This is a genomic window from Pseudogulbenkiania sp. FW507-F1, assembly GCF_058781125.1.
In genome coordinates, this window is the sequence record NZ_JBYSWM010000017.1 from 16734 (window position 1) to 41866 (window position 25133).

Annotated in this window: 19 protein-coding genes and 1 other RNA gene; 7 read left to right on the top strand and 13 right to left on the bottom strand. The window is 66.6% G+C overall.

All coding sequences use genetic code 11. The features are described 5' to 3' along the window. Window positions 1–2: 2 nt before the first annotated feature. The 6 genes from AC3WG5_RS12260 to kdpF form a co-directional block, all read right to left on the bottom strand. Entirely contained in the window at window positions 3–2675 is a 2673-nt protein-coding gene (locus AC3WG5_RS12260) for a DUF4118 domain-containing protein (protein WP_492568888.1), read from the bottom strand. A 13-nt stretch (window positions 2676–2688) separates the two neighbouring features. Next, complete coding sequence (gene kdpC, locus AC3WG5_RS12265) at window positions 2689–3264, bottom strand: potassium-transporting ATPase subunit KdpC (RefSeq protein WP_492568889.1); 576 nt, start codon at window positions 3262–3264, stop codon at window positions 2689–2691. 100 nt (window positions 3265–3364) lie between these two features. Then, window positions 3365–5488: a potassium-transporting ATPase subunit KdpB gene (gene kdpB, locus AC3WG5_RS12270; protein WP_492568890.1), complete on the bottom strand. Its 2124-nt coding sequence runs from the start codon at window positions 5486–5488 to the stop codon at window positions 3365–3367. 18 nt (window positions 5489–5506) lie between these two features. Continuing rightward, window positions 5507–5582: non-coding RNA, sX9 sRNA (locus tag AC3WG5_RS12275), on the bottom strand. A gap of 62 nt (window positions 5583–5644) precedes the next feature. Further along, window positions 5645–7432, bottom strand: a complete 1788-nt coding sequence (gene kdpA / locus AC3WG5_RS12280; RefSeq protein ID WP_492568891.1) for a potassium-transporting ATPase subunit KdpA — start codon at window positions 7430–7432, stop codon at window positions 5645–5647. After that, window positions 7429–7521: a K(+)-transporting ATPase subunit F gene (gene kdpF / locus AC3WG5_RS12285; protein WP_492568892.1), complete on the bottom strand. Its 93-nt coding sequence runs from the start codon at window positions 7519–7521 to the stop codon at window positions 7429–7431. Before kdpF ends, kdpA begins: the two co-directional genes overlap by 4 nt. Before the next feature lie 499 nt (window positions 7522–8020). Here kdpF and AC3WG5_RS12290 point away from each other — a divergent pair, with 499 nt between their 5' ends. The 3 genes from AC3WG5_RS12290 to AC3WG5_RS12300 all read left to right on the top strand — a co-directional run bounded on the left by AC3WG5_RS12290 (window position 8021) and on the right by AC3WG5_RS12300 (window position 14822). Next, entirely contained in the window at window positions 8021–9892 is a 1872-nt protein-coding gene (locus AC3WG5_RS12290; protein ID WP_492568893.1) for a methyl-accepting chemotaxis protein, read from the top strand. Between the two features lie 633 nt (window positions 9893–10525). After that, complete coding sequence (locus AC3WG5_RS12295) at window positions 10526–12652, top strand: HDOD domain-containing protein (RefSeq protein WP_492568894.1); 2127 nt, start codon at window positions 10526–10528, stop codon at window positions 12650–12652. Window positions 12653–12692: 40 nt separating this feature from the next. Next, a complete protein-coding gene (locus tag AC3WG5_RS12300; RefSeq protein WP_492568895.1) occupies window positions 12693–14822 on the top strand; it encodes a putative bifunctional diguanylate cyclase/phosphodiesterase in 2130 nt (709 codons plus the stop codon). A 215-nt stretch (window positions 14823–15037) separates the two neighbouring features. On the opposite strand, the gene AC3WG5_RS12305 is transcribed toward AC3WG5_RS12300, so the two are convergent. Beyond that, window positions 15038–16234, bottom strand: a complete 1197-nt coding sequence (locus AC3WG5_RS12305; protein ID WP_492568896.1) for an MFS transporter — start codon at window positions 16232–16234, stop codon at window positions 15038–15040. Window positions 16235–16438: 204 nt separating this feature from the next. Between AC3WG5_RS12305 and AC3WG5_RS12310 the strand changes: the two genes are divergently transcribed. Both AC3WG5_RS12310 and AC3WG5_RS12315 read left to right on the top strand, forming a co-directional pair. Continuing rightward, the gene (locus AC3WG5_RS12310; RefSeq protein WP_492568897.1) at window positions 16439–17350 is read left to right on the top strand and encodes a LysR family transcriptional regulator; all 912 of its coding nucleotides are present in this window, start codon (window positions 16439–16441) and stop codon (window positions 17348–17350) included. A 216-nt stretch (window positions 17351–17566) separates the two neighbouring features. Beyond that, window positions 17567–18697, top strand: coding sequence for a succinylglutamate desuccinylase/aspartoacylase family protein (locus AC3WG5_RS12315; protein ID WP_492568898.1), 1131 nt, complete (start codon window positions 17567–17569; stop codon window positions 18695–18697). A 16-nt stretch (window positions 18698–18713) separates the two neighbouring features. Here the strand turns inward: AC3WG5_RS12315 and AC3WG5_RS12320 are convergent, their stop codons facing one another. The 3 genes from AC3WG5_RS12320 to AC3WG5_RS12330 all read right to left on the bottom strand — a co-directional run bounded on the left by AC3WG5_RS12320 (window position 18714) and on the right by AC3WG5_RS12330 (window position 20657). Further along, window positions 18714–19304 (bottom strand): uracil-DNA glycosylase family protein, encoded by a 591-nt coding sequence (locus AC3WG5_RS12320; protein WP_492568899.1) that lies wholly within the window; start codon window positions 19302–19304, stop codon window positions 18714–18716. A 6-nt stretch (window positions 19305–19310) separates the two neighbouring features. Further along, window positions 19311–20195, bottom strand: coding sequence for a DMT family transporter (locus AC3WG5_RS12325; protein ID WP_482582502.1), 885 nt, complete (start codon window positions 20193–20195; stop codon window positions 19311–19313). Between the two features lie 102 nt (window positions 20196–20297). Then, the gene (locus AC3WG5_RS12330) at window positions 20298–20657 is read right to left on the bottom strand and encodes a putative quinol monooxygenase (RefSeq protein WP_492568900.1); all 360 of its coding nucleotides are present in this window, start codon (window positions 20655–20657) and stop codon (window positions 20298–20300) included. 322 nt (window positions 20658–20979) lie between these two features. On the opposite strand from AC3WG5_RS12330, the gene AC3WG5_RS12335 reads away from it, so the two are divergent. Then, complete coding sequence (locus AC3WG5_RS12335) at window positions 20980–21183, top strand: hypothetical protein (protein ID WP_008953833.1); 204 nt, start codon at window positions 20980–20982, stop codon at window positions 21181–21183. Beyond that, entirely contained in the window at window positions 21176–21814 is a 639-nt protein-coding gene (locus tag AC3WG5_RS12340; RefSeq protein WP_492568901.1) for a 3'-5' exonuclease, read from the top strand. Before AC3WG5_RS12335 ends, AC3WG5_RS12340 begins: the two co-directional genes overlap by 8 nt. Window positions 21815–22016: 202 nt before the next feature. Here AC3WG5_RS12340 and def read toward each other — a convergent pair whose 3' ends face one another. The 3 genes from def to AC3WG5_RS12355 form a co-directional block, all read right to left on the bottom strand. After that, entirely contained in the window at window positions 22017–22529 is a 513-nt protein-coding gene (gene def, locus AC3WG5_RS12345; RefSeq protein ID WP_492568902.1) for a peptide deformylase, read from the bottom strand. 139 nt (window positions 22530–22668) lie between these two features. Next, entirely contained in the window at window positions 22669–23391 is a 723-nt protein-coding gene (locus tag AC3WG5_RS12350) for a substrate-binding periplasmic protein (RefSeq protein ID WP_492568903.1), read from the bottom strand. 248 nt (window positions 23392–23639) lie between these two features. Further along, on the bottom strand, window positions 23640–25091 hold the full coding sequence (locus AC3WG5_RS12355) for a bifunctional 2-methylcitrate dehydratase/aconitate hydratase (protein WP_492568904.1): 1452 nt from the start codon (window positions 25089–25091) through the stop codon (window positions 23640–23642). Between the last annotated feature and the right edge of the window lie 42 nt (window positions 25092–25133).

The following is a 25133-nucleotide window of genomic DNA, read 5'->3' on the forward strand; positions in this document are numbered from 1 at the left end:
TGTCATTCCAGTACGTCGGGTGGGGGCGGGGGGGCGCCCAGCGGCAGGCGGAAGGTGAAGCGGGCTCCGCCTTCCGGGCGGTTTTCGGCGCGGATCTGGCCGCCGTGGGCGTCCAGTATGGTACGGCATAACGCCAGGCCCAGCCCGACGCCGGGGATGGCCGATTCGCTCTGGCCGCGCGTGAACTTGTCGAACAGCCGGGTGGGGTCTCCGGGCGGCAGGCCGGGGCCGTTGTCGCTGACGCTGACCGCGAGCCACCGGCCGTCGACACGCGCGGAGAGCCGCACCTCGCTGCCTGGTGGGGTGTATTTGGCGGCGTTGTCGAGCAGGTTGACCAGCACGCGCTCGATCAGCAGCGCGTCGAACTCGCACAAGGGCAGCTCGGGAGGCAGGTCGGTGACGATGGCGTGGCGCGCCAGCGGAATGCTCATGTGGCGCAAGGCGCTGCCGGCCACTTCCTCGATCGATTGCCAGTCCTTCTTCAGCGTCACGCCCTCGGCCTGCAGCCGCGCCATGTCGAGCAGGTTGCCGACCAGGCTGCCCATGCGGCGCGCCTCGTCCTGCAGTGATTGCAGCAGCTCGTGCCGCGCACTGTCGGCCAGGTCGTCGCGCTGCAGGGTGTCGGCGACGCCGATCAGCGAGGTCAACGGCGTGCGCAGGTCGTGCGACAGCGTGGTCAGCAAGGTATTGCGCAGCCGGTCGGATTCCATCGCCAGCAGCGCGTCCTGCGCCACTTCAACGTAGTGCACCCGTTCCAGCGCCAGCGCGATCTGCGCCACGCAGGTGTCCATCAGGCGGCGCTCTTCCGGGGCGGGCTCTGCTTCGTCAGCGACGAAGGCCAGCACGCCGCGCGTGCGCATCGGTGCCTTGAGCGGCAGGTAGCGCGCCGGGCTGGCCGGCAGCGTGGCGGTGCCGCGCCCGGCCGGGACCTGGTGGTCGTACACCCATTGCGCCACTGCGGCGTCCACCGCCAGCACCGCTTCGGCCGGCGCGCCGGCCGGCCGTATCCGCTCGTGCTGGTCCGGCAGCAGGATCACGCTGTCGACGCGGAACATGTCGCGGAAACCGAGCTCGGCGATTTCGACGATCTGCGCCGTGGTCAGCGCGGCGGAGAGTTCGCGGGCGAGGCGGGCGAGCTGGGCGGTGCCTCGCTCGCGCCGTTGCGCCGCCACCGCCTCGAAGCGCAGCCGCGCCGCCAGTTGGCCGATGATCAGCGCCACCGCCAGCATCAAGCTGAAGGTGAACAGGTACTGGGTGTCCGCCACCGTGAACGAGAAGCGCGGCGGCACGAAGAAGAAGTCGAAGCCCAGCACCGCCAGGCAGGCGGCCAGCGCGCCCGGGCCGCGGCCGAAGCGGATCGAAATCAGCACCACGGCGAGCAGGTAGACCATCACCACGTTGGCCGGGTCGAACACTTTCAGCAACAGCGCGGCGGGCAGGGTGGTCAGCGCCGACAGGAAGGCGGCCCAGCCGTAAGCGCGCCAGTCGATGGGGCCGCGCGGGGCTGGCTTGGCTGGCGTCGTGGTGGCCGGGGCGGGCTCGGCGCTGACCAGGTGGATGTCGAGGTCGCGGGCGTGCCGGCCCAGCCGTTCCAGCAGCGTGCTGCCGGTCAGCCGTTGCCAGCGGCTGGGACGCGGCTGGCCGATGACCAGCTTGCCGGTGTTGCGGCTCTGGGCGTAGGCCGTGACCGTCGCGGCCAGGTCGGAACCGGCCAGCGCGACGGTTTCCGCGCCCAGTTCTTCGGCCAACCTCAGCACCGCCAGGGTGGCCTGGTGCGCCGCGTCCGACCGGCGCTGCAAGGCCGGGGTTTCCACGTGCAGGGCGATCCAGTCGGCCTTGAGCGCGGCGGCCAGGCGGGCCGTGGCGCGCACCACCTTCTCGGCCTGGTCGTCGGCGCCGACGCAGGCCAGGAGCCGCTCCTTCACCTGCCACACCCGTTCGATCTCCTGATCGGCGCGGTAGGCGCGCATCTGGGCGTCGACGCGGTCGGCGGTGCGGCGCAGCGCCATTTCCCGGAGGGCGATCAGGTTGCCCTTGCGGAAAAAGTTCTGCCGCGCGTTGGCGGCGGCTTCCGGCATGTAGACCTTGCCCTCGTGCAGCCGCACCAGGAGTTCGTCCGGCGGCAGGTCGACCAGCGTCACCTCGTCGGCGGCGTCGAATACCCGGTCGGGCACGGTTTCGCGCACGCGGATGCCGGTGATGCTGCCGACCACGTCGTTGAGGCTCTCCAGGTGCTGCACGTTGAGCGTGCTGTAGACGTCGATGCCGGCCGCCAGCAGTTCTTCGACGTCCTGCCAGCGCTTGGCGTGGCGGCTGCCGGGTACGTTGGAATGCGCCAGCTCGTCCACCAGCAACAGCGGCGGGCGGAGGGCCAGCGCGGCGTCGAGGTCGAACTCGGCCAGGGTGCGGCCGCGGTAGTCGATGGCGCGCGACGGCAGCAGCGGCAGGTCGTCGAGCAGGCGCGCGGTTTCGGCGCGGCCGTGGGTCTCGACGATGCCGGCCAGCACCGCCTCGCCTTCGGCCAACCTTTGCCGCGCCGCGCTCAGCATGGCGTAGGTCTTGCCGACGCCGGCGCAGGCGCCGAAGAAGATCTTCAGCCGGCCGCGCCGGGCGGCCTCCTCGTCGCGACGCAGCTCGTCAAGTAGGCGGTCGGGATCGGGACGGTCGTCGTTCATGGGGTCGGTTTCATCATGGACGTTGCTGGTCCAGGGCCAGGTTGAGTTTCAGCACGTTGACGCGGGCTTGGCCGAACATCCCCCATTGTGGGCCCTCGGTATGCTGGGCCACCAGCCTGCGCAGCGCGGCGGCGCTCAGGCCACGGGCGCGGGCCACGCGCTCCACCTGATAGTAGGCTGCCGCCGGCGAGATGTCCGGATCGAGCCCGCTGGCCGAGGCGGTGGCCAGCTCCACCGGCACCGGGCCGGTCTGTTCGGGGTGGGCGGCGCGCAGTGTGGCGACGCGTGCCTTCACCGCGTCGAGCAGCGCCGGGTTGGTCGGGCCCAAGTTGGAACCACCCGAGGAACCGGCGTTGTAAGGCATCGGACTGGTGGCCGAGGGCCGGCTCCAGAAGTAGCGCGGGCCGCTGAACGATTGGCCGATCAGTGCGCTGCCGACTACCTCGCCGCCGCGGTGGATCAGGCTGCCGGCGGCCTGTTCGGGAAAGAACAGCCGGGCGAGCCCGGTGACGGCGGCCGGGTAGACGAGGCCGGTCAGCACGCTCAACAGCAGGAACAGCGTGAGAGCCGGGCGGATCAGGGTTTTCATGGTGGTGATTTCTCCAGATTGGTTTAGAGAGAGGAGGGCGCTGTCTCCGTCTTGGGCATGGCCGAAGCGAAGTGCACGTCGCCCTCCTGGGCCGGCTCGCTTATGCCAGGCCGAGCACGCCCAGCGCCACGTCGATCAGCTTGATGCCGACGAAGGGCACGATCAGCCCGCCCAGTCCGTAGACCAGCAGGTTGCGCCGCAGCAGGGCGCCGGCGCCGAGCGCGCGGTATTTCACCCCCTTCAGCGCCAGCGGGATCAGCACGATGATGATCAGCGCGTTGAAAATCACCGCCGACAGGATGGCCGAATCCGGGCTGTTGAGCCGCATCACGTCCAGCACCTTGAGCTGCGGGTAGGTGGCGGCGAAGGCGGCCGGGATGATGGCGAAGTACTTGGCCACGTCGTTGGCCACGCTGAAGGTGGTCAGCGCGCCGCGCGTCATCAGCATTTGCTTGCCGGTCTCGACGATCTCAATCAGCTTGGTCGGGTTGGAATCGAGGTCGACCATGTTGCCGGCCTCCTTGGCCGCCTGCGTGCCCGAGTTCATCGCCACCGCCACGTCGGCCTGCGCCAGCGCCGGCGCGTCGTTGGTGCCGTCGCCGGTCATCGCCACCAGCTTGCCCTCGGCCTGGGTGTCGCGGATCAGCTTGAGCTTGTCTTCCGGGCGTGCCTCGGCGAGGAAGTCGTCCACCCCGGCCTCGGCGGCGATGGCGGCGGCGGTGAGGCGGTTGTCGCCGGTGATCATCACGGTCTTGATGCCCATGGCGCGCAGCTCGGCGAAGCGCTCCTTGATGCCGCCCTTGACGATGTCCTTGAGCTCCACCACCCCCATCACGCGTTTGCCTTCGGCCACCACCAGCGGCGTGCCGCCGCGCCGGGCGACCTCGCTGGCGGCGTCGTTCACCGCCAGCGCCCACTGACCGCCCAGTGCTTCCACGTGCGCCTTCACCGCCTCGGCCGCGCCCTTGCGGATCTCGCGCAGGGCACCCGCCGCCGGAATGTCCACGCCGGACATGCGGGTCTGGGCGGTGAACGGGATGAAGTGCGCGTCGTGCAGTTCGCGTCCGCGCAGGCCGAAGCGCTCCTTGGCCAGCACCACGATGGAGCGGCCTTCCGGGGTCTCGTCCGAGAGCGAGGCGAGCTGCGCCACGTCGGCCAGCTCCTGTTCTGTCACCCCCGGCGCCGGCAGGAAGGCGCTGGCCTGGCGGTTGCCGAGCGTGATGGTGCCGGTCTTGTCCAACAGCAGCACGTCGACGTCGCCGGCCGCCTCCACGGCGCGGCCGGAGGTGGCGATCACGTTGGCCTGCATCATGCGGCTCATGCCCGCCACGCCGATGGCGGAGAGCAGGCCGCCGATGGTGGTCGGGATCAGGCACACCAACAGCGCCACCAGCACGGTGATGCCGACCGGGCTGCCGCCACCGGCGGCCTTCACGCTGTAGAGCGAGAACGGCAGCAGCGTGGCGCAGGCCAGCAGGAAGATCAGCGTCAGCGCCACCAAGAGGATGGTCAGCGCGATCTCGTTCGGCGTCTTCTTGCGGCGCGCCCCTTCGACCATGGCGATCATGCGGTCGAGAAAGGCCTCCCCGGGGTTGGTGGTGACGCGCGCTACCAGCCAGTCGGACAGCACGCGCGTGCCGCCGGTGATGGCCGAGAAATCGCCGCCGGATTCGCGGATCACCGGGGCCGATTCGCCGGTGATGGCCGACTCGTCCACCGACGCCACGCCGTCGAGCACCTCGGCGTCGGCCGGCACGGTGTCGCCGGCCTCGATCAGCACGATATCGCTGCGGCGCAGGCTGGCCGAATCGATCACCGTGACCTTGGCGTCGTGACGCGCCTCCGCCAGCTGCTTCGCCACCACGTTTCTGCGCGAGCCGCGCAGCGCCGCGGCCTGGGCCTTGCCGCGGCCTTCGGCCAACGCTTCGGCGAAGTTGGCGAACAGCACGGTGAACCACAGCCAGGCCGCGATGCCGAGGATGAAGCCGGCCGGCGCCTCGCCCTGGCCGGCGAGCGCCTGCGCGCCGAGCACGGTGGTCAGCACGCTGCCGACCCACACCACGAACATCACTGGATTGCGCAGCTGGGCGCGTGGCGACAGCTTGCGGAACGACTCGACAATGGCCGGCTTGACCAGCGTCGGATCGAACAGCGCCAGCGCCCGGGCGTGGCGTTGCGTCGGCGTGTGTTGCGGGAGGGATGAGGGTTTGGTCATATCGTTCATTTGGTTTCTCCTGGAAGCTGTTCTCAACGTGTAACGAGCGGTCGTCAGCGAGGGGCGGCTGGAGCGTAGGAACCGGAATGGACACGTAGTCCATGAGGATTCCGAGCACCTCCCAACCCGAGATCACGGCCGCGTAGTAACGTTGAGGACGGCTTCTCAATGGCCGAACAACTGCAGCTGCTCCACCACCGGACCCAGCGCCAGCGCCGGGATGTAGGTCAGCGCGCCGACGATGATCACGGCCCCCACCAGCAGCACCACGAACAGCGGGCCGTGCGTCGGCATGGTGCCGGCCGAGACCGCCAGGCGCGGCTTGGCCGCCAGTTTGCCGGCGATGGCCAGCACCGCGACGATCGGCACGAAGCGGCCGAACCACATCGCCAGCCCCAGCAGGATGTTGTAGAAGGGGGTGTTGGCGGACAGGCCGGCGAAGGCCGAACCGTTGTTGTTGGCGGCCGAGCTGAAGGCGTACAGCGCCTCGCTGAAGCCGTGCGCCGCCGGGTTGGCCAGACCGGCCAAGCCATCCTTGCTCAGCACCGCGACGGCGGTACCGCCCAGCACCAAGAGCGGGGTGATCAGGATGGCGATCGATACCATCTTCATCTCGAAGGCTTCGATCTTCTTGCCGAGGTACTCCGGGGTGCGACCGATCATCAGCCCGGCCAGGAACACGGCCAGCATGGCGAAGATCAGCATGCCGTAGAGTCCCGAGCCGACCCCGCCGAACACCACCTCGCCCAGTTGCATCAGCCACATCGGCACCATTCCGCCCAGCGGCAGCAGGCTGTCGTGCATGGCGTTCACCGCGCCGCAGCTGGCGGCGGTGGTGATGGTGGCGAACAGCGTCGAGGCGACGATGCCGAAGCGGGTTTCCTTGCCCTCCATGTTGCCGGCCGCGCCATCCACGCCGATCTGGGTCAGGAGCGGGTTGGCGTGCATCTCCGACCACTGCACCACGGCGAACATGGCGATGAAGATCAGCGTCATCGCCGCCAACAGCGCCACGCCCTGGCGCATGTCGCCGACCAGACGGCCGAACATGAAGCACAGCGCCGCCGGGATCAGGAAGATCGACAGCATCTGGGTGAAGTTGGACAGCGGTGTCGGGTTCTCGAACGGATGCGCCGAATTGGCGTTGAAGAAGCCGCCGCCATTGACGCCCAGCATCTTGATCGCTTCCTGCGAGGCCACCGGGCCCATGGCCAGGGTCTGCTTGTCGGTTTTCAGGGTGTCCAGTGCCGGCTTGCCGGCGGCGTCGAGCACGGGCTGGCCGTGCGCGTCGGTCTTCGGCTGCTGGTAGGTGACCGGCTCGGTCAGCTTGACGTCCTGGTAGGCGCTGAAATTCTGGATCACGCCCTGGCCCGCCAGGAACAGCGCGAACAGCAGCGACAATGGCAATAGCACGTAGCCGGTGGCGCGGCCGAGGTCGAGCCAGGCGTTGCCGAGACCGGCCGCCGAACGCCGCACGAAGCCGCGGATCAGCGCCACCACCACCGCCAGCGCCGTCGCCGCCGACAGGAAGTTCTGCACCGTCAGCGCCAGCATCTGGGTCAGGTAGCTCATCGTCGTCTCACCCGCGTAACCTTGCCAGTTGGTATTGGTGACGAAGGAGACGGCGGTGTTGAAGGCCGAGCCGGCCTCCACCGCCGTCATGCCAGCCGGGTTGAAGGGCAGGCCACCTTGCCGGCGCTGCACGGCGTACACCGCGAGCACCCCGGCGATGTTGAACAGCAGGATGGCCGTGGCGTAGCGCCACCACGGCATGTCCTCGTCCGGGTCGCTGCCGATCAGCCGGCACAAGCCGCGCTCGAAGCGGCCGAGCCAGGCACAGCGGGCGCTCAGGCGGCCGTCCAGCACGACGGCCAGGTAGCGCCCGAGCGGCCAGGCCAGGGTCAGCAGCACGATCAGGTAGAGGCCGAGCTGCCAGAGGGGAGAGGCGTTCATCCCAGTTCCTCCGCATTGAGCAGGGCGTACAGCAGGTAGGCCAGCAACAGCACGGCAATCAGCCCTGCCAGGGCGTACAGGGTGTTCATTTCTTGGCCTCCAGGTGGCGACAGGCGCTGACCAGAAGCAGCGCCAGCGCGCTGCATGCCGCGATCAGGGCCAGGTAGATCAAGTCCATGGTGGTCTCCATGACGGAATGGGTAGGGACGGTTGAAGCTTAGGGAAGGGGGCGTAAACGGCGTGTCGTAATGCGGGGGCGGGATATAAAAAAAACGTAAATGGCATGGCGGGCCGCGCCGGCCGGCACTGACAGCGGATGCACACTCAGCCAGCAGGGGGCGGCAGGGTGAGAGGGCCGTGCGCTGTCGCGAAAAAGCACTGGTAATCCGCACCTGCGGGGTTTATATGAAATTTGTATTAACTGTCGCGTGATTTTGTAAGCAGTTTTTGTATACTGTGTCCGCTCGACTGCGCCAAAGCGAAGCAAAGCGGGCAAGAAACAGCAATCAGGGGAACGCGGCAGCGTGCGAGGCGGGATGACACCGCCCTGCTGTCGTGAAGAACAATAGCCGTAACGAGACACACACTATGAAATCCTTACGTACTCGCATGATGGTCTTCGTCATCGCCGTGGTCGTGCTGCTGTCGGCACTGCTCACCGGCGCGGCCTACTGGCAGATGCGCAGCAGCCTGCTGGAGTCGATCCGCAACGAGATTCATCAAGCCGCCAGCGGCAAGGCCAGCTTTGTCACCGAATGGGTGCAGTCACGCCAGGCTGTCGTTGCCGCGGTACTGCCGCACTTTGGCCAGGGGGAACTGAAGCCGGTACTCGACCAAGCGCATGACGCCGGCGGTTTCGACGACATGTACCTGGGGCAGCCGGACAAGACCATGACCCAGTTCAGCAAGGCCGTGCCGGTGCCGCCGGGCTACGACCCGACCGGCCGCCCGTGGTACAAGGCCGCTGCCGCCTCCGAAGAGGCGATCGCCTCGCCGCCCTACATCGATGCCGCCACCAAGCGCCCGATCATCACCTTCGCCAAGGCGCGCCGCGACGGCGGCAACGTGGTGGCGGTGGCGGGCGGCGACGTCACGTTGCAGCGCGTGGTCGATGAAATCGTTTCGGCCAAGCTGCCCGGTGACGGCTACGCCTTCCTGATGACCCAGGATGGCCTCACCATCGCCCACCCGGCGCCGGATTCCGGCCTGAAGAAGATCACCGACGTGATGCCTGGCTACGATCCGGCGGCCGTCAGCAAGGATGGCCAGATTCAGGAAATCAGCCTGGGTGGCAAGACCTACCTGAGCACGCTCTACCCGGTCGGCAAGACTGGCTGGCTGCTGGGCGTGATGGTGCCGCTGGCGGCCGCCACCAGCCAGCTCGACCACTTGCTGCTGCTGATGGTCGGCCTGCTGGCGGTGGGCGTGGTGATCGCCTCGGTGGTGGTGTACGGTGGCGTGGCACGCATGATGTCCGGCCTGTCGCTGATGCGCGACGCCATGCGCGACGTCGCCAGCGGCCACGGCGACCTGACGCTGCGCCTGCCGGTGAAGTCGCAGGATGAAGTGGGCCAGATCGCCGAAGCCTTCAACCAGTTCATGGCCAAGCTGCGCGAGATGTTCCTGACCGTGCGCCACGAATCGCAGGCGCTGGCCGACGACGCCGCCCAGCTCAACCGCGTGGCCGAGCAGATCGCCGACGATTCGCGCGTGCAGTCGGGTGAACTGTCGGCCACGGCTGCCACCATCGAAGAGATCACCGTCAGCATCAACCACATCGCCGACCACGTCGGCGAGACCGAGACGCTGGTGTCCGAATCGCGCCAGAACTCGATCGAATCGCATAAGAGCATGGCCGAAGTGGCGCACGAGGTGGAATCCATCGTGCACTCGGTGGAGTCGCTGCAGCAGGTGATGAACGGCTTGTCCGGCCAGTCCGAAGAGATCAAGGGCATCGTGGCGGTGATCCGCGACATCGCCGACCAGACCAACCTGCTGGCGCTCAATGCGGCGATCGAGGCCGCGCGTGCTGGTGAGCAGGGCCGCGGCTTCGCCGTGGTGGCCGACGAAGTGCGCAAGCTGGCCGAGCGTACCGCGGTGGCCACGGTGCAGATCGCCCAGATGATCGACCGCGTCATGGAGCAGACCGGCCAGGCCATCGCCCACGCCGACACCACCAACGCCCGCGTCGCCACTGGCGTGGCGCTGTCGCGCGAGGCCGCCGGCAAGGTCGAGCGCATCAAGGGGCACGCCGAGGACATCTCGGTGCGCATGAGCGAGATCACCTCGTCCACCTCCGAACAGGGGGTGGCCACCAACGAGATGGCGCGCAGCGCCGAGCGCGTCAACGCCATGGCACAGCAGACCGACGCTTCGCTGCAGGATGCGCTGAAGACCATCCAGACGCTGGCGCAGCGTGGTGACGAGCTGCGCAGCCTGGTGTCGAAGTTCAAGCTGTGACGATGTCCTAAAAACGCTAACCCAGTCTGAATGACTCGCCCCGGTTTGCCGGGGCAGTTGGAGCAAAAGCAGCGGGGATAATCCGAACCGGTTTCTCTCGATTAGCGAACGCGGTACGCATGGCCATGGAGCGATCCATGGCCATTTTTCTTTCCTCTCTCCACTCCCTGTCGGCAACCAGCCTGCCTATATCAGCCGTGGCGAAAACAGCGCCCAAGACATTCAATAGGCTATGGCCCTGAGGATTCAAGGCCGTTCGGTTTTCATCCGCCGGCAACGCCATCACGATCACCCTGATGGTTATAAATAAATGAATTTTTCATAAAAATATGCAGGTTAAAAATCAGGAAAATAGATAATCGGATTTTTCAAAAACCATTATTTATGCAAATGGGTTTTTGGGGCGGTGGCGATGAGAAACACGAATACTGGGAGGGATTGAATCAGGAAATAGGCAATTTAATTTGCGATGTGTATAAATATAAAAATCGGATATGCTGTTCTCCTGCTCCCGGTTTATGGTTGCGCCGATTATGATAAATGAAAATGCCGGATGCAGTTCGAGCCCAGGTGTGTATCTGAGTCTGTAAGCGGCTGGTGGTTGGGCTGCTGCAAAGGGAGGTCGTGACGACGATGGATAGACTGCTCGCCACCAAGGGGGGGGACCCAAGCGCAGCCGGCTCGGCGCAGCGTGACATTCGCGGCAAGCTCATGCTTGCGCGCTTGCCCACGATGTCGCCCATCCTGGTGCAACTGTTGGATTTGTGCCAGCGCGATGATCTGAACTTGTCCGATCTGTCGGCGTTGATCGGTCGTGACGCCGGCATGGTCGCGCAGATATTTGCGCTATCCACCTCGGCCGCATTCCAGGGCCGCGCTCGCCCGGCCACGCTCGATCAATGCCTTTCCCTGCTTGGCATGAATACCATCAAGACGCTCGTGATCAATGGGTCGGTCATGCAGGTTTTCAACCGCCTGGTAGATTGGCAAGAAGTCGATCTGGGCGAATTCTGGGGCCACTCCCTGCGCACGGCGTTGATCGCCCGCGAACTGGCACGACGGATGCATTACCCCAGCCTGGAAGAAGCCTATCTGGGGGGCTTGGTGCATGACATTGGCCGCCTGGCTTTGCTGGCAACGGTCCCGGAGGATTACCAGAGCATCTTCCGCGACTACCAGGATGGCGAATCGCTGTGTGCGGCGGAGCATGCCGCGTTTGGGCTCACCCACGTCGAAGTGGGCGCCTGGATGGTGGAAAAATGGCAGCTGGATTCGTTTCTTGGCGACAGCGTGCTGTATCACCACGAGCCGTTCGAGCGCATGGTGTCGGCCCCGCCGCTGGTTCGCATCGTTCTCCTCGCCGATTACCTGGCCGCTTTCAACAATCCGGAACAACCTCAGCCCGATGCTTCCGTCGTGGCGCTATGCGGCGCGCGGCTCGACGATCTGCCCGCCATGCTCGCAGCCGTCCAGCGTGACCTGCTGAGCATCGCCGAACAGCTGGGTATACGCCTTGCCGGTCCCAAGGAGGGCGAGCAGGCTTCTCAGGCCGATGCCCTGCTGGCCGCGCGCCTTCAGGACATGCTGCTGGTCAATCAGGCCCTGGGCCAAGCCGGCGGTAACGCCTCGGCCATGCAGATGGCGGTGCAAGCGCTCAAGATTCTGTTCGATCTGGACGCGGCGCTTTGCTTCGAAGCGGTCGAGGGGGAAAGCGAGCGGTTCCACGCCAAGCCGTTGGCTCACCATTCGGCCAAGCTGGCGCAACTGGAGTTCGTCCGTGGCAGCAGCACCTCTTTGCTGGCACGGGCCTTGGATGGCATGCCGCAGCTGGTCATGCGCCAAGGGCAATTGCCCTTGCTCGACGACCAGGTGCTGCGCAGCCTGGGCGGAGAAGGCATGCTGCTGCTGCCGCTGCGTACGGCCTCTGCCCGGGTTGGCGTGCTGGTGGCCGTGATCGACAGCGCGGATCGGGCTGCAGCGCTGGCGGCCAAGCTGCCCTGTCTCGCGGTTTTTGGGCGCTTGAGCGCAGATCGCATTGCCATGCAGCTTCGCTCCGGCAATGCCGCGGCGCTGGGCGGCGGGGAGGCTGGCGCGGACAGCCGGCTCAATCGACTGGTGCATGAACTCAACAACCCGCTGGCGATCATCCGGAATTACGTCTCCATCCTCGAGGCAGCCAGTGCCGGCAAGGGCGCGCCCCAACCCGAGCTGGCCATCGTGCGTGAGGAAATCGACCGGGTGGCTCACATGCTGCGCGCCGCACGCGAACAGCAGGCAGAGGGGGAGTCGGCGCGGGGGCCGGTCAAGCTCAACCGTATCGTGGAGGATCTGGCGACCTTGTTCCGAGGGTCCATTCCGTTTGCCGGCTTGGTCGATATTCGTCTCGATTTGGCCGAGGCGCTCCCGGACATCGTGTCCGACCGTGACCGGCTCAAGCAACTGCTGGTGAATTTGATCAAGAATGCCTTGGAGGCGATGCCGCAAGGCGGGCACGTGACGCTCTCGACGGCCGCCTGGGGCTTGGGCGAGGCAGGGGCGTCCCATGTCGAAATCCGGGTCGAGGACAACGGCCCCGGCATTCCCAAAGAGGTGCTCGCTCAGCTCTACCAACCGGTGGCGAGCCAGAAACCCGGCTCTCATCAAGGGCTTGGGCTAGCCATCGTGGGGCAGCTGGTGCGCGATCTGAACGGCTTGATCAACTGCCGTTCGGATCAGCAGGGAACGCGTTTCCAGGTATTGCTGCCGTTCGACCGGCAGTGACGAGAGTGCAGGCCCGTTTTCGATCTGCGCCAATGGCGGTATGGGTAGGCAAGGGGGCAAAGTGGCAGAGAATCACTTCGGTACAAACGCAAAATTATTGGTCGTGGACGATGAACCCCGCATGCGGGAAAGCCTGTGCCTGCTGTTGCAGGGGCGGAATTACGACGTGCGCGCCTGCCACGACGGCCAGTCGGCCCTGGAACAGCTCATGGCCGGCGGCGTGGATTTGATGCTGCTCGATCTGCACCTGGGCGACATGAACGGGCTCGACCTGCTGGAGATGATCCGGCGTGCCGGCATCGATACCGAGGTGCTGGTGGTGAGCGGCGACACGGCTTTCGATTCCGCCGTTTGCGCGTTGCGCAGCGGAGCAAGCGATTATGTCTGCAAGCCCTATGCCGTGGAGGAGCTCATGCACCGGGTGGAGCTGGCCCTGCAGCGCCGCAGCCTGGCGCGTGCCAACCTGGCTATGGCGCAGCAGCTGCACACCTCGGAGCGCATGCATCGGTCCCTGGTGGAGGCGTCGCCCGACCTCATCTTCACGCTGGACGAGCGTTTTTGCTTTACGTTTGCCAATGAACGTAGCCACGGCTTGATCGGCTATTCGCCGCAGGAACTGCTTGGCCAATCGCTGCTCGACCTGGTCTTGCCGGTGGATGCCGAACGGGTCCGCTATGTGCTCGAGCATCGGACGGGGCAGCGCGCCATCGAGTTTCGCATCGTCAGCAGGGGGGGCGAGATTGCCGAGCGGCACTTCGAAGCCAGCCTGGTGCCGGTGGCGCTCGACTTGCCGCAGCTGTCGAGCCGCCTGTATGGCGTGGCGCGCGATGTGACCGACAAAAAGCACGCAGAACACCGCATGGCCTACCTGGCCTACCACGATTTGCTCACCGGCCTGCCCAACCGCGCCCTGTTCCGCGACCGGCTCGGGTTGGCGATCATGCAGGCCAAGCGCAAGGGGCGCCAGGTGGCGGTCCTGTTCGTCGATCTGGACCGCTTCAAGCTCGCCAACGATACCTTCGGCCATATCAAGGGCGATGAGCTGCTCAAGCAAGTGGGGCAGCGTCTGCAATGCGTCTTGCGCGAGTGCGACACGCTGGCCCGGCTGGGCGGCGACGAATTCACCATCCTGCTGCCGGACCTGAGCGGCAAGGAGGATGCCGCACTCCTCGCGGGCAAGCTGGTCAAGGAGGTTGCCGCGCCGTTCAGCATCGACGGCGACGATGTGTTCCTCACCGTCAGCATCGGCATCGCGGTGTTTCCGGACGACGGCGACGACATCGAAACCCTGCTGCGTCATGCCGATATCGCCATGTACCAGGTCAAGGCCCAGGGCAAGAATGGTTTCGGCTTCTTCCTGCCGGTGATGGACGCCGCCGCCAGCCAGCGCCTGAGGATGGAAAACGAGGTCCGGCGCGCCCTGGAGCTGGAGCAGTTCGAGCTGTACTACCAGCCGCAAGTCGAATTCGACAGCCGCCGGATCATCGGCTGTGAAGCCTTGATCCGCTGGCAGCACCCCACCCGCGGCTTGGTTCCGCCGGGGGCCTTCCTGGGGGTGATCGAAGAGATCGGGTTGATGAAGCCGCTCACCTACTGGGTGATCGAGCGTGCCTGCCAGACGCTGCGTGAATGGAAACTCGCCGGCCTCGAGCTGTCGCGCATGTCGGTCAACGTGCCGCCCGAGGTCTTGGTCGACGACGATTTCTACGACTACCTGATCGCGACGGTAGACCGCTACGGTATCCGTCGCCAGAGCTTCGAAATCGAGATCACCGAGAACGCTTTCATCGCCGATCAGCAAGCCATGTCGCTGAAACTGGCGGGGTTGGCCGAAGAGGGCATCCGCGTGGCCATCGACGATTTCGGCACGCAGTATTCGTCGCTGAGCTACCTGCGCCATTTGCCGGTGACGACGCTCAAGATCGATCAGTCGTTCGTGCGCGAAATCGAAGCCGGCAAGGAGGATTCGCCCATCGTGCGCGCCATCGTCGCCATCGCCACCGGGCTCAACCTGAACCTGGTGGCCGAAGGGGTGGAAACCGAGGTCCAGGCGGACTATCTCGGCAGCCTGGGCGCGGTGGAGATGCAGGGCTATCTGTTCGGCAAACCCATGCCCGCGTCGGATTTCCGCCGGCTGTTGCACCAGGAAGCCGCGGTGATGTCGGTCTAGGTGAGCCGCTTCGGCCAGTCCGGGCGGCTCACGCATGCAACATTGCCGGCAGAAACGGGGCATCTGTTTTGGCGCGAGACGCCCCGGTCCCCCGCTGGGTGACCTACCGTGCTGGCCCGCAGCGGCTGGCAGCCCATGACGTCGAACGGCCGGTTCCCGGCCGACACTGCCCGATAATCCCTCCGCCCCCACGGTCGTGCCGATAGGGACGTTCCTCATGCCCTCCCTTTTTGCCGCATGCAGGACAGCAGGGCCAGGACGGGGAAGGCGCTGCCAGCCAGGCTGACCCATGCCCAGCCGCCATGCTGATACAGGATGCTGGCGATGGCTGAGCCGGTGGCTCCTCCGACGAAAACGCTGGTCATGTAGAGCGCGTTGAGTCGATTCCGGATGGCCGGGTTGAGTGCGTAGATCTCGCGTTGCCCCAGCACCATGCTCGTTTGCACGCAGAAGTCCAGCACGACCCCCGTCACCACCAGGCCCGCGACCCCCAGCGAAGGAACAAGCAGTACGGGCAGAAAGCTCAAGGCTCCGACCGCGAGCGCCGCCAGGGTGGCGGGACGCGTATGTCCGGCATCTGCCAGGCGGCCGCTGATGGGGGCGGCGATGGCGCCGATGGCGCCAACCAGGGCGAAAATGGCGATGTGCGATTGGTTCAGCCCGTGGTGCTGGGTCAGTTCGAGCGGAACGGAGGTCCAGAACAGGCTGAACGTCGCGAACATGCACGCCTGGTAGAACGAGCGCTGACGCAGGACGGGTGTGCTGGCCATCAGCGTTGCCAAAGAGCGCAGCAGCTGGCCGTAGCTCGCTTTATGGTCCGGTTGGCGACTGGGCATGGTGGCGGCCAGCAGCAGGGTGATGGCGGCCATCAGGATCGAGGCCGTGCCGAACACGGCGCGCCAGCCGAAGTGGTCGGCCATGAAGCTGGCGAGCGGGCGTGCCAGCAGGATGCCGAGCAGCAGCCCTCCCATGATGCCGCCGACCACGCGTCCCCGCGATGCCTCTGGCGACAGGTGGGCCGCCAGTGGAATCAGCAGCTGAACGGACACCGAGCTGAATCCAAGCAGCAGCGAGACCAGCAGAAACAGGCTTGGCTGTCGCGCCAGCGCGGTGGCGGCCAGGCTGACGATCGAGAGCATGGCGGTGCCGATCAGCAGGCGCCGGTTTTCGAGCAGATCACCCAACGGCACCAGAAAGAACAAGCCGAGGGCATAGCCGATCTGCGTCAGCGACACGATCAGGCTGGCGGTCTGGCCGGACAGGTGGATGTCTGGTGCAATCAAGCCGATGATCGGCTGGGCGTAGTAGATGTTGGCAACGATGGCGCCGCAGCAGAAGGCGAACAAGGCGATCATGGTGCGGGTCATGGCCATCGGCGTACCCGTCGGCACGGTTTGCTGCAGTGTTTTCATAGCAGGTTCTCCCTGACGGCGGGCGCGTAACGAGAGGGAGTCCCAGGCGTGAAGGTGGCGGGTGAAGCAGGGATGTCGTGCTCGATGAATTCCATGGACAGCTCCTTGGGCAAGATGATCATGCCGCAAGCTTAGTTGTTGTCATTGGCGCGTTGAATGCCTATAAATCGCAACCTGGCATTGCATTTTTCGCAAAGGATCGGCATGGATAAATTGCTGGCATTGAGAACGCTGGTGGAAGTGGCCGAAACGGGAGGGTTTTCCAAGGCCGCTCGGCGGCTCGGTGTGGCGACATCGTCGGTGACGCGGCTGATGGACGCGCTGGAACAGTCGCTGGGGACCGTCCTGCTCACGCGCACCACCCGCCAAGTGCTGTTGACCGATGCCGGGGCCAGTTACCTCGAGCAGGTATCCCGGCTCCTTGCCGATCTGGAGGAGGCCGACAGCAGCATTGCCGACGGCAGGGAAGAGCCGATGGGCTCGTTGCGGGTAGCCGTTCCCGTGACCTATAGCCGCCTCTGCCTGGGGGGAGCGCTTTCCGGTTTTATGGCTACCTATCCGCGCGTGAAGCTGGACCTCGTGGTGTCGGATGCGTATCAGGATCTGGCGGTGGAGCGTCTCGACCTTGCCGTCAGGATCGGGCTGCCGAATCGGGACGAGCATCTGATCGTGAAGAAGCTGGCGGAGAATCGGCGCTTTCTGGTGGCGGGTCCTGACTATCTGGAACGGCACGGCACGCCGCGTGCGCCGATCGAGCTGGCGTCACATGCCTGCCTTCGCTTTGCGTACCGGCCGGGGCGTCAGCGCTGGACATTCCGGTCGGACGCTCGGAGTGAAGTGGTCGAGGTCGACGGTCCGTTCATCACCAACAGCCTGGACATGCTGCACGAAGCCGTGCTTGGCGGCCACGGCATCGCGTTGCTGCCGGAGTGGGTCGTGCAGCAGGATATCCGCGCGGGGCGCGTGCTGCGCTTGTGCGACGCGTGGAGCGTGACGCCGCAGCAGGGCGACGCGTATGTGTACGCCGCCTATTTGCCCAACCGCCGCCACTCGCGCAAGGTCCATGCCTTCATCCAGTACCTGGAGGAATGGCTGCGGGCCCAGCATCAAGGTTAGGGCGGAATCGGGCAGCAGCCGCGCCGGCGGCGAGCAAGGCCTGGTGCCGCCCCTGACATCCGGTGCGTGGGCATGTCTTCGTGGCGGGGGCCAGATAATTGCTGTGGCGCCGGGCGTTCCTGCCGGCCTATCGCGGCGCTCTCGTCTTCAACGACAGCGGCAAGTTCGGGTATGGTTCCGGTATTGCCGTTAACCAGGCCTGTCCCATCCCTGATCATGAAACGTATCGAACATTCTTTGCTCTCCCCTGGTCTCGGCTCCAGCCGGCAGTTGTGCAGCCTGCATTTCGGCAGTGCCGGACAGGGGCAGAAGGTCTATATCCAGGCCGCGCTGCACGCCGACGAACTCCCCGGCATGCTGGTAGCGTGGCATCTCAAGGCGGCCCTCCTGGCGCTGGAAGACGCCGGTCACCTGCACGGCGAGGTGGTGCTGGTGCCGCAAGCCAATCCGATCGGCCATGACCAGACCCTGCTCGGGCTGCAGTTGGGCCGTTTCGAGATGGCTAGCGGCGAGAATTTCAACCGCAATTACCCGGCCCTGCTCGAGGGGGTCTACCGGCGCGTGAAGCCGCACTTGTCCGGTGACGCCGCAACCAATACCCGGCTGATTCGTGCCGCCATCCGCGCCGAGCTGGCGGTCTGGCCGGTAAGTACCGAACTGCAGAGCCTGCGGCACCGCCTGATGTCGCTGGCGGCCGACGCCGACATCGTGCTCGACCTGCATTGCGATTTCCGCGCTGCGCTGCACGTCTATACCGGCACGCCGCTGTGGCCGCAGTGCGAGCCGTTGTCACGCTACCTCGGCTCGCAGGCGCAATTGCTGGCGACCGAGTCCGGCGGGGATCCGTTCGATGAGGCCTGTAGCCGTCTCTGGTGGGAGTTGCAGGAGAAGGCGCGGCAGGACGGTCTCGACGTGCCGATCGAGTTGGCAGCGCTGGTTGTGACGGTGGAGTTGCGTGGCCAGGGCGACGTCCGGCATGAGCTGGCGGAGCGGGATGCGGCGGCGATCCTGGAGTTTCTGCGCTACCGCGGCGTGATTACCGACCGCCCGGCGGCCGAGCTGCCGCCGCTCGATTATCCGGCGACACCGCTGGCCGGATCGGAGAATCTTTGCGCTCCGCACTCCGGGGTCGTGACCTTCCTGGTCGCCCCGGGAACCCGGGTGGAGCCGGGCCAGCCGGTGGTGGAGGTGATCGACCCGCTGAATGACCGGGTCAGCGTGCTGAGCTCGGCGCATGGCGGCATGGTGTACGTGCTGGAGAGCCGCCATTTCGCCACCACTGGGATGGTGCTCGCCAAGGTGGCGACGCCCCACGCCTTTAAGACCGGGTCGCTGCTGTCGGCCTGAGAGGGTGAGCCGTGCTTCAGTCCGCCAGCGCCGCGTGCACCGCCGCGCGCAGCGCCGGCACTACCTCGTCGTCGAACCAGGGGTTGCTGACGAACCAGCGCACGTTACGCGGGCTGGGGTGGGGCAGCACGAAGAACTCCGGCTGGTACTCGCGCCAGGCCTTGACGGTGTCGGTCAGGGTCTTCTTGCGCCGCTTTCCCAGGTGCCAGGCCTGGGCGTATTGGCCGATCAGCAGCGTCAGGCGGATGTCGGGCAGCTGTGCCAGCAGGCGCTGGCGCCATAGCGCGGCGCATTCCGGCCGCGGCGGGGCATCGCCGCTGCCGTGCTTGCCGGGGTAGCAGAAGCCCATCGGCACGATGGCGAGCCGGCCCGGGTCGTAGAAGGCGTCGCGGTCCAGGTCGAGCCAGCGCCGCAGGCGGTCGCCCGAGGGGTCGTTGAAGGGCAGGCCGGTTTGGTGCACGCGTACGCCGGGGGCTTGCCCCACCAGCAGGATGCGTGCCGTCGCTGCCGCCTGCAGCACCGGGCGCGGCCCCAGCGGCAGCTGCGCTTCACAGTGGCGGCAGGCGCGGATCTCCGCCAACAGCGTGTCGAGCCCGTGGTCGTCCATGGCGTTTCAGCGTCCGGCTTGGCGCTTGCCGGCGATCACCAGCCATACCCCGCCCAGGATGGCGATCGAGGCCAGCACCAGGCGCAGCGTGACCGGTTCGCCCAGCAGCACCACGCCCCCCGCCGCCGCGATCACCGGCACGGTGAGCTGCACCGTGGCCGCGCCGGTGGCGGTCAGCCCGCGCAAGGCGGTGTACCACACGGCGTAGCCGACCCCCGAGGCCAGCGCGCCGGAGAGCAGCGCGTAGATGGCGCCGGCGGTGTCCCATGAGGCCGCCGGCATCAGCAGCAGGCTCAGCGAAATCGCCAGCGGCACGGCACGCAGGAAGTTGCCGGCGGTGACGCGGGTCGGATCGCCCGCGCCCTTGCCTAGCAGCGAGTAGGCGCCCCATGCCACGCCGGCCAGCAGCATCAGCACGGCTCCCACCAGCGGCGGCGCCGACAGGCCCGGCAGCAGCAGGCCGGCCAGCCCCGCCAGCGCGAGCAGCAAGCCGGCCAGTTGGCGGGTGCTCAGGCGTTCGCCGCGCGCCAGTCCGATCCCTATCATCGTGGCCTGTACCGCGCCGAACAGCAGCAGAGCACCCGTCGCCGCCGACAGGCTGACGTAGGCGAACGAGAACGCGGCGGCGTAGAAGAACAGCGCCAGCGCCGAGCGCCAGCGCCCGTTGCCGCTGCCGGTCGCCGTGCGCAGACGCACGATCAACCACAGCACCAGGGCCCCGGAGGCGATGCGCAGGGTGGTGAAGGTGGCCGGGTCGATGCTGGTGTGCTTGAGCGCCTGGCGGCAGAGCAGGGAGTTGCCGGCAAACGCCGTCATGGCCAGCAGCGTGAGCAGGACGACGCGCTGGCGCGAAAGGGAGGGGGCGCCGGTGGCGGCAAAGCTGGTCGACATGGGGGTTCCTCGGAATGAAGAGTGTCCCCATTTTAGGCGGAGTTTGCCGCAAAAGGTTGGCCGAAGCGACATGGGCTTCGGCCAACTTTGGTACGGGGTGGCCTAGCGGCGGAAGCCACCGACCGGGCTCAGGTAACTGGGCTTGATATCCGCCAGCGCGGCCTGGAGTTCGGCACTGGGGTGGCCGTAGAGGTTGAGGCGGGTCGGTGTCAGCAGCGCCAAGAAGCGTTCGGCGAAGTGAGTGCCGAAGTTGTCCAGGTGGGTCAGCGCCGCCGCCGAGTCACGGTAGCGTTCGTAGATGTGGCAGGTCGTGCCGTCGCTGCTGACGTTCCATTCGTAGTTCAGCGCATCGGGCTCGTTGGCGCCGGTCGCCTCGACCATCTCGGTCATCAGGTGGTCGAAGGCCTCGCGCTGGCCGGGCTGGATGGCGAGTTCCAGCAGCCAGTACACTTCCTGGTTCATCTCCATGCTCCTTGTGCTTCTTGTGACTGCCGGGGTTGAGGGAGGGGGCAACGGCCGGTTGCGGCCCGTACCGGAACCTGCAGTAAACATAGTTCAAGAAACACAGCGCTGCGCCAGGATGAAACGCGTTTGGCGGGTCGGCTCCCGAGGGGAGGCGTTGCACCGCCCAAGGTTGGCCGAAGCCCGGGCGATGCGGCCACCGCACGGTTATCGCCTGGCCGGTCGGGTCGGCGGGGGCGGGGCATCTCGGCGGCTCCGCTCGCGCCGGATCGCGTACAATGCCGCATCGTTTTTCGACATTTCTTTTAGGACGCGAATCGCCATGGCAAAAAAAGACAAGGATCTCGACGCGGAAACCCAGGCGCTGCTGGAGTGGTGCGCCGAAGTCGAGGCCCTGCTGGTGGCCGCCGGAGCCACCCCGCGCGAGGCGCAGGAGCACATCGAAGAGCAGGCCGAGTGGTACACCGACCAGTTCTACGACGGGCTGACGCCGGAAGAGGCGGCCAAGGCGGCGTTGAATGACTGAACGGCAGGACAAGGGAGGCCTGGAGCGCGTCGCCGTGATCGACTTCGAAACCACCGGGCTCAGCCCCGGTGGCGGCTGCCGTGCCACCGAGATCGCCGTGGTGCTGCTGGAAAACGGCCGGGTGGCGGGCCGCTTTCAGAGCCTGATGAACGCGGGGGTGCGGGTGCCGCCCGACATCGAGCGCCTCACCGGCATCAGCAACGCCATGCTGAAGGCCGCGCCGCCGGCCGACGCCGTGATGCGCGAGGCGGCCGAATTCGTCGGCGACACACCGCTGGTGGCGCACAACGCCGCCTTCGACCGCAAGTTCTGGGATTACGAGCTGGGCCAGTTTGGTCGCACGCGGCGGCAGGACTTCGCCTGCACCTTGCTGCTGGCGCGGCGCCTGCTGCCGGCGGCGCCAAACCATAAGCTCGGCACCTTGACGCGCTGGGCCGGCCTGCCGGCGACCGGGCAGGCGCACCGGGCGCTGGCCGACGCCGAAATGGCCGCCAACCTGATGGCGCACCTGACCCGGGTGCTGCGGCTCCAGCACGGCCTGGATCGGGTGTCGCACCAACTGCTGTGCGGTTTGCAGAAGGTGGCGGCCAAGCAGGTGCCGGAGTATCTGCGGCGGGCGGCGGCGGCCTGACGCGCTCGTTTGTTTCAGCTCCAAAGCCTCACGGCCAGCCTCGGTGATCTCAAGGCTGGCCGTGAGGCTTTTTGTCGTGGGGAAGAGGACGGTTGGCGTCGCTGGCACAACCCCGGGCCGTAGTCCTGGCCAGGTGCGCTGCCGCAAAGTGTGCTGTATGGCGAAGCGGCACAATCCAGCCAGGGGATGCGGGGAGCGGCTCTTATTCGGTTGGCGGCGCGGCGGGAGACGTGTCGTCGGCGCCGGGGGGCAGGTGGTCGATGAAGAGCGTGCCGTTCAGATGGTCGACTTCGTGCTGGATGATGCGGGCGTGAAAGCCCTCGGCGCGGCCTTCGACCAGGCGGCCCTGGATATCCTGTGCCCGGTAGCGGATGGCCTGCCAGCGCGGCACCCGGCCACGCTGGCCCGGCACGCTGAAGCAGCCCTCCCAGTCTTCCTCGATGTGTTCGGCGTCGGGACGGATTTCCGGGTTGATCAGGACCGTTGGGGAAATCGCCGGCGCGCCCGGGTCACGCTCGCCGCCGCCGTAGGCGAACACGATCACCCGTAACGGCACGCCGATCTGCGGCGCCGCCAGCCCGACACCGTTGCCGGCGTACTGGGTGTCGAACATGTCCTGCACCAGTTCATGCAGTGCGGGCGTGTCGAACTCGGTCACGGCGGCGGCATGCTGGCGCAGCATCGGGTGCTCTTGGGGCAGGAAAGGTCGCTTCATGGTGTTCTCTAGGTTGATTGGCGCCTGCGGGCCGGGGGGCGGCGTATCTGGCGCTGACGATAGCGCGAAAACTCGCCGTTTGCAGCAACCCCCTCTGTTTTGCCGGCGCGGCATGGCCGGGGCGAGGCCGGCCTTGGGGTCAGCGATACTTGCGGTAGATCCGGCTGACCGTGTCGTTGCGGCGCAAGGCATCGATGGCGGCATCGACTTGCGGCAGGCTGACCGAACCCTGCCGCGACAGGGCGCAGCCGGCCTGGTAGCGCCGCAGCACCAGCGGCGGGTACAGCGTCGCCGCGTCCAGGCCGAGCTTTTCCTGGTAGCTCAGATAGAGTCTGTTCACCACGGCGTGGCGGGTGCGGCCCGCCTGCAGCTTGTGCAGGTTGCTGCTGGCATTGGGGGCGTCATCCCGGACAAAGCGCGGGCCCAGCCGGGCTTCCAGCTCGGGATAGCGAAAGCCCAGGATGGTGCCGATGGGTTGCCCCGCCAGCGCCGCTATACGCCTTGGGCGTATGGCGTGGCGCGAGGTGATGACGACGTCGGCGTTGGGCAGGAAGGGCTGGGTCCAGTCGAACGGGCCGGGCAGCCAGGCCGGCAGGTACATGCAGATCAGGTCGGCCTGGCCGCTTTCGAGTGCTGCCGGTATGCGCTGGCGGGGCAGCACCAGGAAGCGCGGCCGTTTTCCCAACTCCTTGGCGAGCGCCCGTCCCAGGTCGTGGTGGATGCCGCGCCATACCCGCGTGCCGCTGATCTCGGCCTGCGGCATCTCGGTGCTGTCGTCCAGCAGGATGACCAGCTCTTTCGGGTCGGCGGCGGCCGCTTGTCCTAGCAGCAGCCCTGCCACTAACACCAGGCTTCTTTTCATGGGCGATCCGCTGTTGTGTCGTGGTTGCTCTTGGGGGAGAGATCGGTTGTGTGGCGTGAATCTAGCATACGGCTTCCGGCGCCGGAACGCGGCCGGTACAAATACCGTTGCGGCCCGCGTGACGGGCCAAGGCGTGATCACCGCACCGTTCCGCAGAGGGCTTTGCGGGGACGGGGAGGAAGCGGAGGGTGTCGTCTTCCGCCAACCTTGGCACCGAGCCTGGCCGCAGGCGCCGCCGCCAGGGGACATCAGATCACCCATAAATCGGTGAAAGCGTTCACCGCCGTTGTCAGCAGCGTTTCCTGATCGCGGCACAGCGCGAAGATGGCCGTCTGTTGCTGGGCCGGGAAGCGGTGTGCCAGGTGGGTCCTGAACTTGTTCTCCAGCAGCGGAATGCCCTCCGCCCGCCGCCGCGGGTGGCCGAGCGGGTATTCGCACACCGCTTCGTCGAACACGCTGCCGTCGTTCAGGGTGACGGTAAGCGCGTTGGCGATGCTGCGCTTGTCGGGATCGTGGTAGTCGCGGGTGAAGGCCGGGTCTTCCACGCAGCGTATCCGGGCACGCAAGTCGTCGATGCGCGGGTCGGCGGCGACGTCGTCTTCGTAGTCGGCGGCGCTCAGGCGGCCGAAGATCAGCGGCACGGCCACCATGTACTGGATGCAGTGGTCGCGGTCGGCCGGGTTAGCCAGCGGGCCCTGCTTGTCGATGATGCGCAGGCAGGCCTCCTGGGTGCGGATGGCGATATGCCTGATGTCGGCGGCGGACTTGCCCTGCCGGGCCAGCTCGCCGTGCAGCGCCAACGCGCATTCCACGGCGGTCTGCGCATGGAACTCGGCCGGAAACGCGATCTTGAACAGCACGTTCTCCATCACGTAGCTGCCGTAGGGGCGCGGGAGCGTGAACGGCTGGCCCCGGAACAGCACGTCGTAGAAGCCCCAGCCCTTGGCGCTCAACACGCCCGGGATACCCATCTCGCCCTTGAGGCTGAAGCGCGCCAGGCGCACGCCGCGGCTGGTGGCGTCGCCCGCCGCCCACGATTTGCGGGAGCCGGTGTTGGGGGCGTGGCGATAGGTGCGCAGACTCTGGCCGTCGACGAAGGCCTGGCTCACGGCGTTGACGATTTCCTCCTTGCTGCCGCCCATCAGCTTGGCGCATACGGCGGCGGAGGCCACCTTTACCAGCACCACATGGTCCAGGCCGACCCGGTTGAAGCTGTTCTCCAGCGCGAGGCAGCCCTGAATCTCGTGCGCCTTGATCATGCCCTCCAGCACGTCCTTCATCATCAGTGGCGGCTGGCCTTGGGCGACACGCTCGCGCGAGACCCAGTCGGCGGTGGCGAGGATGCCGCCCAGGTTGTCGGACGGATGCCCCCACTCGGCGGCGAGCCAGGTGTCGTTGAAATCGAGCCAGCGGATCATCGTGCCGATGGTGAACGCGGCCTGCTCCGGGTCGAGCTGGAACTGGGTGCCGGGCACCCTGGCGCCGTTCGGCACGATGGTGCCCGGCACGATCGGCCCCAAAAGCTTGGTGCAGGCCGGGTAGGACAGCGCTTCCAGTCCGCAGCCCAGGGTGTCCATCAGGCACAGGCGGGCGGTGTCCCAGGCTTGGGGAGAGGTGATGGTGTAATCGGCGACGTAGTCGGCGATGTCGAGCAGCACCTGATCGGCATCGGGGCGCGCGTTGGAGAGATGGGCAGACATGCGTTCCTCCTGGTGCGGGTGCCGTCGAACCGCCGCTTCATG